The 12,534-nt window shown below is 69.5% G+C and carries 10 protein-coding genes and 1 pseudogene; 6 read left to right on the top strand and 5 right to left on the bottom strand.

Going from position 1 to position 12,534, the window contains the following annotated elements; genetic code table 11:
• Window positions 1-14 precede the first annotated feature (14 nt).
• From AC0IY0_RS13720 to AC0IY0_RS13735, 4 genes are all read left to right on the top strand, one after another.
• The gene (locus AC0IY0_RS13720) at window positions 15-1,151 is read left to right on the top strand and encodes a CaiB/BaiF CoA transferase family protein (RefSeq protein ID WP_419830532.1); all 1,137 of its coding nucleotides are present in this window, start codon (window positions 15-17) and stop codon (window positions 1,149-1,151) included.
• Between the two features lie 325 nt (window positions 1,152-1,476).
• Complete coding sequence (locus AC0IY0_RS13725; protein WP_471764089.1) at window positions 1,477-2,226, top strand: SDR family oxidoreductase; 750 nt, start codon at window positions 1,477-1,479, stop codon at window positions 2,224-2,226.
• Between the two features lie 8 nt (window positions 2,227-2,234).
• The gene (locus tag AC0IY0_RS13730; protein WP_471764090.1) at window positions 2,235-3,383 is read left to right on the top strand and encodes an acyl-CoA dehydrogenase family protein; all 1,149 of its coding nucleotides are present in this window, start codon (window positions 2,235-2,237) and stop codon (window positions 3,381-3,383) included.
• A gap of 1 nt (window position 3,384) precedes the next feature.
• Complete coding sequence (locus tag AC0IY0_RS13735) at window positions 3,385-4,215, top strand: HTD2 family dehydratase (protein ID WP_471764092.1); 831 nt, start codon at window positions 3,385-3,387, stop codon at window positions 4,213-4,215.
• A 262-nt stretch (window positions 4,216-4,477) separates the two neighbouring features.
• On the opposite strand, the gene AC0IY0_RS13740 is transcribed toward AC0IY0_RS13735, so the two are convergent.
• Both AC0IY0_RS13740 and ade read right to left on the bottom strand, forming a co-directional pair.
• Entirely contained in the window at window positions 4,478-4,903 is a 426-nt protein-coding gene (locus tag AC0IY0_RS13740) for an organic hydroperoxide resistance protein (protein ID WP_471764093.1), read from the bottom strand.
• Between the two features lie 89 nt (window positions 4,904-4,992).
• A complete protein-coding gene (ade, locus tag AC0IY0_RS13745) occupies window positions 4,993-6,714 on the bottom strand; it encodes an adenine deaminase (RefSeq protein ID WP_471764095.1) in 1,722 nt (573 codons plus the stop codon).
• 146 nt (window positions 6,715-6,860) lie between these two features.
• Here ade and ilvD point away from each other — a divergent pair, with 146 nt between their 5' ends.
• Window positions 6,861-8,690, top strand: a complete 1,830-nt coding sequence (gene ilvD, locus AC0IY0_RS13750) for a dihydroxy-acid dehydratase (protein WP_147910630.1) — start codon at window positions 6,861-6,863, stop codon at window positions 8,688-8,690.
• Window positions 8,691-8,917: 227 nt separating this feature from the next.
• Here the strand turns inward: ilvD and AC0IY0_RS13755 are convergent, their stop codons facing one another.
• Genes AC0IY0_RS13755 through fcl form a run of 3 tightly spaced genes read right to left on the bottom strand, consistent with a single transcriptional unit; the run spans window position 8,918 to window position 11,656 of the window.
• Window positions 8,918-9,601 carry a GDSL-type esterase/lipase family protein gene (locus AC0IY0_RS13755; protein ID WP_471764097.1) on the bottom strand — a complete coding sequence of 228 codons (684 nt, stop codon included), beginning with the start codon at window positions 9,599-9,601 and terminating at the stop codon, window positions 8,918-8,920.
• 3 nt (window positions 9,602-9,604) lie between these two features.
• Window positions 9,605-10,636 (bottom strand): SGNH/GDSL hydrolase family protein, encoded by a 1,032-nt coding sequence (locus AC0IY0_RS13760; RefSeq protein ID WP_471764099.1) that lies wholly within the window; start codon window positions 10,634-10,636, stop codon window positions 9,605-9,607.
• A gap of 48 nt (window positions 10,637-10,684) precedes the next feature.
• Window positions 10,685-11,656, bottom strand: a complete 972-nt coding sequence (gene fcl, locus AC0IY0_RS13765; protein WP_471764108.1) for a GDP-L-fucose synthase — start codon at window positions 11,654-11,656, stop codon at window positions 10,685-10,687.
• Window positions 11,657-11,929: 273 nt separating this feature from the next.
• On the opposite strand from fcl, the pseudogene AC0IY0_RS13770 reads away from it, so the two are divergent.
• A pseudogene (locus tag AC0IY0_RS13770) lies at window positions 11,930-12,534 on the top strand (hypothetical protein); the annotation flags it as partial.

Here is a 12,534-nt window from a genome sequence, read left to right on the forward strand (position 1 = left end):
CGCGAAGGCTGCGGATGAACCCGAACCGGCCGCTGAAAGGGCTGACAATCCTCGCCCTGGAACAGGCCGTCGCGGCACCGTACTGCACGTCGCGGCTGGCCGATGCCGGCGCCCGGGTGATCAAGATCGAGCGGCCCGAGGGGGATTTCGCCCGCGGCTACGATTCCGCCGTCAACGGGCTGGCGAGCTACTTCGTCTGGCTGAATCGCGGCAAGGAGAGCCTGGTCGCCGATATCAAGGATCCGGACGATGTCCGGCTGTTGCACGCCATCCTGGAAGACGCCGACGTGTTCGTGCAGAACCTCGCCCCCGGGGCCGCGGCCCGGGCGGGGTTCGGCGCGGCGGAGTTGCGGGCACGCTATCCGCGCCTGATCACGGTGGACATCAGCGGCTACGGCGCCGGCCACGCCTACAGCGACATGAAGGCCTACGACCTGCTGGTGCAGGCCGAGAGCGGCATGGCCGGCATCACCGGGCATCCGGCCGGTCCGGGCCGCGTCGGCGTCTCGGTCTGCGACATCGCCTGCGGGATGGACGCCCATGCCGCGGTTCTGGAGGCGCTGATCGCCCGCTCCATCTCCGACGTGGGCTGCGCCCTGGAGGTCAGCCTGTTCAGCGGCGCGGCCGACTGGATGACCGTGCCGCTGCTCTACTTCGAGGGCACCGACCGGGAGCCGCAGCGCGTCGGCCTCGCCCATCCCACGATCTCGCCCTACGGCGCCTACCCGACGGCCGACGGCAGCCTGGTGCTCATCTCGATCCAGAACGAGCGGGAATGGGCTCGCTTCTGCGAAGGCGTATTGGGCGAGCCGGACCTCGCCCGCGCCGAGGGCTATGCTTCAAACAACGCCCGCGTGGCGAACCGCGCCGCCGTGGATCTGCGCATCGCCGCAATCCTGGTCCGGTTGAGCCGCGACGCGGCCGCCACCCGGCTCAAGGCTGCCGGCACCGCCTACGGCTTCGTCAACACCCTGGCCGACCTCGCCACCCACCCCGCCCTGGTCCGCGCCGAGGTCGAGACCCCGGCGGGCCCGGCCCGCCTCGTCGCGCCCCCCGTGCTGATCGACGGCGAAGTCCGCGCGCTCGGGCGGGTGCCGGATATCGGCGAGCACAGCGAACGGATCCGGCGTGAGTTCGGGGTTGAGCGGTGAGTGGCGCGCAGTCGCGTTCGAGGACGATCCACGCTCGTCGGCCAAGGTGATGCGATGACGTCCGAACATCCGCCTCGTCATCCCGGAGCCGCGCAACGGAGCCCGGGATCCAGAAACACAGGTCGGGCGAGGTTCTGCGCCGGCGGAGAATCTAGATTCCGGGCTCGCCTGCGGCGCCCCGGAATGACGGAGAGCTTTATTCGGCCGCCCAAGTCGTACGGATTGCAAAGCCGATCGCGAAGTGGATGGAAGTACGAAAGCAGGTTTGTCGCGCAGTAATAAAACAGTCATCAGCCAGAGACGGACTACAGTTCGGGAGGAAACAATGAGGCTCGACGGCAAGATCGCGATCGTGACGGGGGCCGGGAGTGGGTTCGGCGCGGGCATCGCCGAGCGCTTCGCCGCCGAGGGCGCGCGCGTCGCCTGCGTGGATATCGACCGGGCGGCGGCGAAGCGGGTCACGGCCGGGATCGGGGCGAACGCCATCGCGATCGCCGCCGATGTCGGGGCGGCGGCCGATGTCGAGGCCAGCGTCGCCGAGACCCGCGAACGGTTCGGCATCCCCCACATCCTGGTCAACAACGCCGGCACCACCCACCGCAACAAGCCGCTGCTGGAGGTCACCGAGGACGAGTTCGACCGCGTGTTCCGGGTGAACGTGAAGTCGATCTTTCACTACGTCCGGACAATCGCCCCGCTGATGCGCGACCGGGACGGAGGCGTGATCCTCAACGTCAGCTCGACGGCGGCGCTCCGGCCGCGTCCCGGCCTGACCTGGTACAACGCCTCCAAGGGGGCGGCGAGCCTCGCCTCAAAATCGCTGGCGCTGGAATTGGCCCCCTGGAAGATCCGGGTGAACGCCCTGTGTCCGGTGATGGGCGCGACCGCGCTGCTCGAGCATTTCATGGGGGTGCCCGACACCCCGGAGAACCGCGAGAGGTTCATTGCGACGATCCCCCTCGGGCGGATGTCGCGGGCCGAAGACATCGCCGCCGCGGCCCTGTTTTTGGCCTCCGACGAGGCCGCGTTCATCACCGGGATCGACATGCCGGTCGATGGCGGCCGGACAGCCTGAGGCGCACGATGGAAGCCTATACCGAGATCCGCGAGGCGGTCGCCAAGCTCTGCGCCGGGTTTCCCGGGCCGTATTGGCGGGCGCTCGACCGGGAGATGGCCTACCCGACCGCGTTCGTGACCGCCCTCACCGAGAGCGGCTACCTGTCGGTGTTGATCCCGGAGGAGTACGGCGGCTCCGGCCTGCCGCTCTCCGCCGCCGCCGCGATCCTGGAGGAGGTCCAGCGGGCCGGCTGCAACGGCGGCGCCTGCCATGCGCAGATGTACACGATGGGCACGCTGCTCCGGTACGGCTCGGAGGCGCAGAAGGCCGCCTACCTGCCGGCGATCGCTGAAGGCCGCCTGCGCCTTCAGGCCTTCGGGGTCACCGAGCCGACATCGGGCACCGATACCGGCAGCCTGAAGACCACCGCCCGGCGCGAGGGCGACCACTACGTCGTCAACGGCCAGAAGATCTGGACCAGCCGGGCCGAGCACTCGGACCTGATGCTGCTCCTGGTGCGGACCACCCCGCGCACCGAGGGCATGAAGCGCACCGACGGCCTGTCGGTGCTGCTCGTCGACATGCGGGAGGCGGTCGGCCACGGCCTGACCATCCGGCCGATCCGCACCATGATGAACCACGCCACCACGGAGGTCTTCTTCGACAACCTCCGCGTCCCGGCCGTCAACCTGATCGGCGAAGAAGGAAAAGGCTTCCGGTACATCCTGTCCGGCATGAATGCCGAGCGCATCCTGATCGCCGCCGAATGCGTCGGCGACGCCAAGTGGTTCATCGACCGGGCCAAGACCTACGCGGTGGACCGCTCGGTGTTCGGCCGGCCGATCGGCGCCAACCAGGGCGTGCAGTTCCCGATCGCGAAAGCCTACGCCAACATGCGGGCGGCGGAGCTGATGGTCCGCGAGGCGCTGAGCCTCTACGAATCCGGGACCAATCCGGGCGCGGAGGCCAACATGGCCAAGATGCTGGCCGCCGACGCCGCGTTCGAGGCCGCCAACGCCTGCATGCAGACCCATGGCGGGTTCGGATTCGCGGAGGAATACGATATCGAGCGCAAGTTCCGCGAGACGCGTCTCTACCAGGTCGCGCCGATCTCCACGAACCTGATCCTCGCCTACCTGTCCGAGCACGTGCTCGGCCTGCCGCGCGCGTACTGACATGACCGACCTCGAAGCCTGGATCGGCCGCACCCGCGAGACCTCGGATCTCGTCACGCCGCGGCTGCGCGCCGAGTTCCGCGCGACCTTCACGCCGCATCTCGCCCCGGTTCCGGACGGGGCGGCGCCGCCGGCCCTGCACTGGTGCCTCGCCCCCGAGACACCGCCCGCCGACGCCCTCGGCCCGGACGGTCACGCCGCCAAGGGCGGGTTCCTGCCGCCGGTGCCCCTGCCGCGGCGGATGTGGGCCGGCGGGCAGGTCGAGACGCTGGCCGAGCTGCGCGAGGGCGATCTGGTCACCCGGACCGAGACCGTGCGCGACATGGCGTTCAAGGAGGGGCGCAGCGGCCGGCTGTGCTTCGTGACGGTCGAGCACGCGCTCGCCACGGCAAGCGGCGTGGCGATCCGCGAGCGGCAGGACATCGTCTACCGGGAGGCGGCCGGCGCGCAGACCGGCACCGGGGCCACGGCCGAACGCGACGACGCGGCCGCCTACGAGCAGGTCTGGGCCGTGCCGGCGACGCCGACGCTGCTGTTCCGCTACTCGGCCATGACCTTCAACGGCCATCGCTTCCACTACGACCAGCCCTACGCCACGCGCGTCGAGGGCTATGCCGACCTGGTGGTCCACGGCCCGATCCAGGCGACGCTGCTGATGAACCTCGCCGCGATGCTGCTCGGCGCGGTGCCGCGCACCTTCACGCATCGCGGCGTCTCGCCGTTGACGGCCAACCAGATCGTTCGCGTGTGCGGACGGCGGAACGGAGAGACGTTCGAGGGCGTCACGTTGGACGAGGCGGACCGCGTCTGCATGCGTGCGCAGGCGGCCTGAGAGCCGGCTCGATCATTCCGGTTCCGGAGATCAAACTTTGCCGGCCTCGTGAGCGCAGCGAGGCGGCCCAGGGTCACGCGCGACGTGAAACGAGGGCACGTCCCAAAAGCTTCGCCGTGCTCGCCATACCGGTGGGGGCACGACCAACTCGATAGAGACCCCACCCGCGACCCCACCCCGGAGCGGCGGCGCCCCCGGAGGAGGGCTCCTTCGAGACGCAGGCTTTGCGCGCCCCGGAATGAGGTGGATGGGACGACCCGGCTCAGGCGAGCTTCAGGCCGACATCGACGTTGCCGCGGGTGGCGTTCGAGTACGGGCAGACCTGGTGGGCCGCGTCCACGAGCTTCTGCGCTTCGGCGCGGTCGAGGCCCGGCAGGCTGATCGTCAGGTCGGCGGTGATCCCGAAGCCGCCCTCGGAGCGGGGGCCGATGCCGACATCGGCGGTGACGGTGGTCTCGGCCGGAACCTTGAGCTTCAGCGAGGGGGCGACCGCCTTCATGGCGCCCAGGAAGCAGGCCGAGTAGCCGGAGGCGAAAAGCTGCTCGGGATTCGCGCCCGGACCGCCCGCGCCGCCGAGCTCCTTCGGGGTCGCGAGCTTCACCTCGAAGCTGCCGTCGGTGGTCTTGGCGGCGCCGTCGCGGCCTCCGGTGGCGGTCGCAGTGGTGCGGTACTTCACGTCTACGGACATGGTGCGATCTCCAGGAACAGGAAGGGAATCGGCATATAGGGCCGGCACAGCCCGCATATAATCCCGAGATAGATTGCGCGCAATCTATTTCACGGATCGATCAACGCGAAACGGTCGACATCCACTAGGCCCTTGTCGGTGATCTTCAGGTGCGGGATCACGGGCAGCGGCAGGAACGCGACCTGCAGGAACGGCTCGGGCAGGACGACGCCGAGGCCACGCGCCGCCGCCCGCAGGGTCATCAGCGCGGCACCGATCCCATCGAACGGGAGCAGGCTCATCAAGCCGGCGACCGGCAGGGCGATCTCGGCGAGCACCCGGCCGCCCTCGACCACGACGAACCCGCCCTCGATCTCGCCGAGCCGGTTCACCGCCGCGGCCATGTCGGCATCGTCGGCGCCGACCACCGTGACGTTGTGGCTGTCGTGCCCGACCGAGGATGCGATCGCGCCGCGCTTCAGGCCGAAGCCCTTCACGAACGCCACGCCGATGCCCCGCTGCCCCGGCGGCGTCTTCCCGTGGCGCTCCACCACCGCGACCTTGATGACGTCCTGATCCAGGTCGATCCGGCGCTCACCCGCATGGTAGGGCAGCGACAGGTCGTGCCGCAGGGTGATGAGCTTGCCCGGCACCACGCCGATCACCGGCGTCGATGGCCCGGAACCGGGGGCCGCGAAATCCGCCGCCGTCACCCGGCGGGCCCGCAGGCTGTTCCGGCCGATCGGCTGGATCGCGGGCCGGTCGGCGAACAGCGCGTCCTCCACCAGTCGCCCGGCGCTGAAGACCCGGGCGACGCGACAGTCGAGGAAATCGTCGAGGACGACGAGGTCGGCTCGCTGGCCCGGCGCCACCAGCCCGCGGTCGTGCAGCCCCAACGCCCGGGCCGCCGACCAGGACGCCGCCCGGTAGGCCGCCAGCGGCGGTGCGCCCAGCGCGATCGCGGTGCGGATGACGTAGTCGAGGTGGCCCTCTTCGGCGATGTCGAGGGGGTTCCGGTCGTCCGTGCAGAAGGCCAGGAACGGTGCCGTGCGCTCGGTGAGGATCGGCGCCAGGGCGTGCAGGTCCTTGGAGACCGAGCCCTCGCGGATCAGCACGGTCATGCCCTTGGACAGTTTTTCCATCGCCTCTTCGGGCGTGGTCGCCTCGTGCTCGGTGCGGATGCCGGCTGCGATGTAGCCGTTGAGCGCGCTCCCGCGCAGCAGCGGCGCGTGGCCGTCGATCAGCCGGCCCTGGAACGCCGCGAGCTTTTCCAGCACGCCCGGGTCCGCGGCAAGCACGCCCGGGAAATTCATGAATTCGGCGAGCCCGATCACCTTGGGATGGCCCGCGAAGGGCAGCAGGTCGGCCACCCCGATCCGGGCGCCCGAGGTCTCGAGGTGGTCGGTGGCCGGCACGCAGGACGAGAGCTGGACCCGCAGGTCCATCGCCAGGGTGTCGGACGAGGCCAGGAACCACGCGAACGCCTCGGTTCCCAGCACGTTCGCCATCTCGTGCGGGTCGCACAAGCCGGTCGTGACGCCATGGGGCAGGACGCAGCGCTCGAATTCCTGCGGCGGCATCAGCGAGGATTCGACGTGGAAATGCGTATCGATGAAGCCCGGCACCACGACCTTGCCGGCGATATCGATCTTGCGGCGGCCGCGATAGCTGCCGAAGGTGCCGACGATCCGGTCGCCGCAGATCGCGATATCGGAGGCGACGAGGTCGCCGGTGACGAGATCGAGGAAGCGCCCGCCCTTGAGCACGAGGTCGGCCTCGGTCCGGCCCTGGCCCTGGTCGATGGCCCGCCGCAGGAAATCCACTCGGTCCATCGTACGATTCGCCTCTCTCGCGTCCCGGTATCCGCCGGGAGCATGACACGGTGGCGACCGGTTCGGCGACGCTTGCAGCGACGCGTCGGCGGGCGCAGAAGCCCCTACCTTTGAGAGATCCGCTTCCGAACCGATTGAACCGCGCGATGCCCGTCTATCGTTCCCGCACCACCACACATGGCCGCAACATGGCCGGCGCCCGCGGCCTCTGGCGCGCCACCGGCATGAAGGACGGCGATTTCGGCAAGCCGATCATCGCCGTCGTGAACTCGTTCACCCAGTTCGTGCCCGGCCACGTCCACCTCAAGGATCTCGGCCAGCTGGTCGCCCGGGAGATCGAGAAGGCCGGCGGCGTCGCCAAGGAGTTCAACACCATCGCGGTCGATGACGGCATCGCGATGGGCCACGACGGCATGCTCTACTCGCTGCCGTCCCGGGAGCTGATCGCCGATTCCGTCGAGTACATGGTCAACGCGCACTGCGCGGACGCGATGGTATGCATCTCGAATTGCGACAAGATCACTCCCGGCATGCTCATGGCCTGCCTGCGGCTCAACATCCCGACGGTGTTCGTCTCGGGCGGTCCGATGGAGGCCGGCAAGGTCCAGCTGCCCGGCATCGCCAAGAAGGTCGATCTGGTCGACGCGATGATCGCGGCGGCCGACGACCGGATCTCGGACGAGGATGTCGCGGTGATCGAGCGTTCGGCCTGCCCGACCTGCGGCTCCTGCTCGGGCATGTTCACGGCCAACTCGATGAACTGCCTGACCGAGGCGCTGGGTCTGGCGCTGCCGGGCAACGGCTCCGTGCTGGCGACCCATGCCGACCGCAAGCGGCTGTTCGTGGAGGCCGGCCACCTGATCGTGGACCTCGCCCGCCGCCACTACGAGCAGGACGACGCGAGCGTGCTGCCCCGCGCGGTGGCGAGCGTCACGGCGTTCGAGAATGCCATGACCCTGGACATCGCCATGGGCGGCTCGACCAACACGGTGCTCCACCTGCTGGCCGCCGCCCACGAGGGCGAGGTGCCGTTCACCATGGCCGATATCGACCGGCTGTCGCGGCGGGTGCCGGTCCTGTGCAAGGTCGCCCCGGCGGTGGCCAACGTCCACATGGAGGACGTGCACCGGGCCGGCGGGATCATGGCCATCCTGGGCGAGCTCGATCGGGCGGGGCTGATCGAAACCGAGGTCGGCAACGTCGCCGCCGGGACCCTCGGCGCGGCGCTGGCCCGCTGGGATGTCCGCGGTACGCCCAGCGCCTCGGTCCAGAGCTTCTACCGCGCAGCCCCCGGGGGCGTGCCGACCCAGGTGGCGTTCAGCCAGGAATCCCGCTTCGACGAACTCGACCTCGACCGGGAGGGCGGGGTGATCCGCGAGGCCGCCCATGCCTATTCGCGGGATGGCGGCCTGGCGGTGCTCTACGGAAACCTCGCCGAGCAGGGCTGCATCGTGAAGACGGCGGGCGTCGACGCCTCGATCCTGACCTTCACGGGGACCGCCCGGGTGTTCGAGAGCCAGGACGCCGCGGTGGACGGGATCCTCAACGGCAAGGTCACGGCCGGGGAGGTCGTGCTGATCCGCTACGAGGGCCCGCGCGGCGGCCCCGGCATGCAGGAGATGCTCTACCCCACGAGCTACCTGAAATCGAAGGGCCTCGGCAAAGCCTGCGCGCTGGTCACCGACGGCCGCTTTTCGGGGGGGTCGTCCGGCCTGTCGATCGGCCACGTCTCCCCGGAGGCGGCCGAGGGCGGCCTGATCGGCCTGGTGCGCGACGGCGACACCATCGCCATCGACATCCCGGCCCGCTCCATCGACCTCGTCGTCGAACCCGCCGAGTTGGAGCGGCGCCGTGCCGAGCAGGACGCCGCCGGCTGGCAGCCGGCGAGCCCGCGCAAGCGCAAGGTCACCACGGCGCTTCGCGCCTACGCGATGCTGACCACCAGCGCGGCGCACGGGGCGGTGCGGCGGGTGTGATGTTTTGCGGTTGGCCGGACGATCCCGACGGGAACGGCCTCCGCATCACGCGCACTGACATTCCTGGGCGCCGCAGGCGAACCCGGAACGCGGAGCGGCGGTCGGGGCAGGACCTTGACCGGTCGGCGATTGTGAATCCCGGGCTCCGCTTCGCGGCCCCGGGATGAAGGGCCTGAAGCTTGAGCGATTCCGGAACCGACAGGCGCGCGATCGAAAGAGCGTTCCAATCAGCGCAGCGCGAGCACGAGGGCCGCGCCGGTGACCACGATGGCAACCGCGGCAGCAATCGCTACGAGGCGCGCCCCACCGAATGAGCGTGGCTTCGTGCCGCTGAAAGCCTGAACCGTATCCCCCGCAGGCGCTCGCCCCAAAGCCGACAGCATCAGCGGCTCGATCGCCTTGTAGCCTGCCGGGCTGAGATGGAGGCCGTCGGTGGTGTAGGCCCTGCGCAGCGCCCCGGATCCGTCCGCCAGCACCGCGTGGTAGTCGATGAAGGTCGCGCCGTGCTCGTGCGCGTGTTCGCGGAGCCAGGCATTCACGGCGGCGATCATCGCCGGTGCGTCCGGGACCGTGGGGTTCCACGGGATCCGGGCGGCCGGCATGATCGAGCCGACCCAGGCCGACACGCCCATGGCCCGGGCCTCGTCGAGCATGCCGGCCAGCGTCCGGGCGATCTCGTCGGCGGGAACGAAGAACCCCTCGTTGCGCCCAATATCGTTGACGCCGCAGAGGAGGTGGACGCCCCGGGCGCCGGTCTCCTCCAGGTCGCGGCGGAACCGCATGGTGATCCAGCGCGCCGTCTGGCCGGACCCGCCCCGGGGAACCAGGTCGTGGGCCGCGAAGGTCTCGGCCCGGTGGAAGCCCCAGGCTTCGGTGATCGAGTCCCCGATGAATACGATCGGCGCGACCAACGCCTACGCCTCCACGGGGCGGCCGAGCACCTCCGCGACCTCGGCGGCCAGGCGGTCGGCGATCGCCTGCCGGCCCTCCGAGCCGACATGGACGATGTCGGTGAACAGGGCGCGCGTATCGGACTCGAAGATCCGGCTGAGGTCTCGGGTCGTGAAAGGCCCTTGCGTGAGGCCATCGGCGTCGAGCCGGCCCAGAACCTGCTCGATCCGGGTGTATTGACGGTCGAGATATCCCAAGAACTCAGCCGACGCGGTGTTCTGCTCGTCGCCGACTCGCTCGGTCTTGCGCACGATCGCCGGCTGCAGGAGGAACCGCACCGGCGCGCCGATGCCCCCGGACAGCCGGGCGAGGCGCTTCAGCGCCAACTCGAACTGACGGACGACCTCCCATTCCCAAATGTCGGATTGCCAGTTGGTCAGCGCGCGAAGGTTGTCGAGCCGGCCGAAGATCAACGCCTGCAGGCTGTCGTAGCTCAGGTCCTCGGCGTCCGCGCCGGACTTCGTCGTGTTGAAGAAGTAGTCGTACAGGCACTCGTTGGCGAAGTGATTGTACGGGTAGCCGGCGCGCGGATCGAAGCTCCAGGGTTGGAAGACGTCGGTGGCGCCGCCGATCACGAAGATCACATCGGGCTGAAGGTCCATCAGCCGCGTCGTGATCAGTGCGATCATCTGATTCAGGCAGGCGGACGTCGCGCCGAAATTGTAGACCCGGGCCCCGTCGCCGTGCAGGCGCTTCAGCCCGGTCTCCAATCGGCCCGGGATGGTGTCGGCGAAGACCTGGCCGTCGATCAGGGTGCTGTCGCCGACCACGAACACGCGCAGCGTCTCCGTGAGCGAGCGTGGCTCCGCGTGCATGTCGTTCCGGTAGCCCAGCGCGTCGTAGCGCCAGTTCTGGCCTGCCGCGGACGCCAGCGGCTTGCCGGCGAACTGGGTATAGGGTGCCGGGAAACGGATATTCGAATCGAAAGTGTGGAAGTCGCGGAGGAACGTGCGGCGCCGAGCCTGCTCGATGTCGTCGGGGGCCCGTTGGGCCATGCTGGTTCTCCCACCCGGTCGGATGCGGTTTCGTGATGCGTCCGCGCGTCAGCCGCGCAGCGTGGCGTGATTCTCCAGGAACCACCCGTAGGTCTGCTGGAGACCTCTTTCGAGGCCGATCTCCGGCTGCCAGCCCATGGCGCGCAGGCGCGAGACATCCATGAGCTTGCGCGGCGTCCCGTCGGGTTTTGTCGCATCGAACTCCAGGCGGCCCGCGTAGCCGATCACCCGGGCCAGCGCCTCGGCCAGTTCGCGGATGGTGCAATCCTCGCCGGTGCCGACGTTGATGTGCGACAGGTCCGGCCGGGTGTTGGCGGCGTAGACCGCATCGTCCAGCTCCATCACGAACACGCTGGCGCGCGCCATGTCGTCCACGTGCAGGAACTCGCGCATCGCTCGGCCGGTGCCCCAGACCGTGACGGACGCGCTGCCCGCCTGCTTGGCCTCGTGCAGGCGGCGCATCAGCGCCGGCAGCACGTGCGCGTTCTGCGGATGGAAGTTGTCGTTTTGCCCATACAGGTTGGTCGGCATCACGCTGCGGTAGCGGCGCCCGTACTGGCGGTTGTAGCTCTCGCACATCTTGATCCCGGCGATCTTGGCGATCGCGTAGGGCTCGTTGGTCGGCTCGAGGATCCCGGTCAGCAGCGCGTCCTCGCGCATCGGCTGCTCGGCGTGCTTCGGGTAGATGCAGGACGAGCCCAGGAACAGCAGCCGGTCGACGTCGGCCACGTGCGCGGCGTGGATCAGGTTCGCCTGGATCAGCAGGTTCTCGTGGATGAACTCGGCCGGGTAGGTGTTGTTGGCGTGGATGCCGCCGACCTTGGCGGCGGCGAGGTAGACCATGTCGATCCGGTTCTGGGCGAAGAACGACCGGACCGCGGCCTGGTCGAGCAGGTCGAGGGCCTGCCGGTCCGCCGTGAGGATGCGCCCGTAGCCTAGCTCCCGCAGCCGGCGCACGATCGCCGATCCCACCATCCCGCGGTGCCCCGCCACGAAGATGGTCCTGTCCCGCCCGTCCATCACGCGTCCAATCCCTGCGGCCAGCGCTCGCTTGGCCAGCATACCCCCGTCTGGGGCGGATATGGTCGCGGAAAGGCGGATTTTCTGAGGCGCGCGGCGTCTCAGCCGCCTCGAGACGGCGGATACCGCGTCAAACGCGAAGTGGCGAATACAAATACAACCGAAAGTTGGTGTTAAGCATTCTACCAGAAGGTGTGCCGGTACCAGCCTAGCGCCCACCGGACTTCAGGATCGGGGTGGAAGCGACCGGGCCGCGCAGCAATGGAGTCTGAGATGCGTAACTCGACCGACGTCCCGGCTGGGCCGCGGACATCGAATGCCGCCCTGCGCCGGACGTCCGGGCGCATCGCCCCCCTTCTGGCCGGCACCCTGCTCGCCCTCCCGGTCGTCGCCCCGGCGCAGGCGCAACTTCTCCGTGGGACCCTTGATACAACCGGAGGCGGTATCCTGGGAACCGGAATAACGGTCGGCACCACGAATCCCGGCACCGGCATCCTCGGCACCGGCCTGAATGTCGGCACCGCCGGCGGCGGTGTTCTCGGGACCGGCGTGACCGTCGGCACCACCAATCCGGGCACCGGCGTCCTCGGCACGGGCCTGAATGTCGGCAGCACCGGCGGCGGTGTTCTCGGGACCGGCGTGACCGTCGGCACAACCAACCCCGGAACCGGCGTCCTCGGCACGGGCCTGAATGTCGGCAGCACCAGCGGCGGCGTCCTCGGGACCGGCCTGCTGGTCGGGACCACCGGCCCCGGTCAGGGCCTGCTCGGAACCGGACTGTACCTCGGCACCGTCGGCGGAATCGCCGGCGGCGGCGGTACCGGCGGCGGCGGTACCGGCGGTGGCGGGACCGGTGGCGGTACCGGCGGGGCAGGGGG

Source organism: Methylobacterium sp. AC315 (assembly GCF_979253755.1).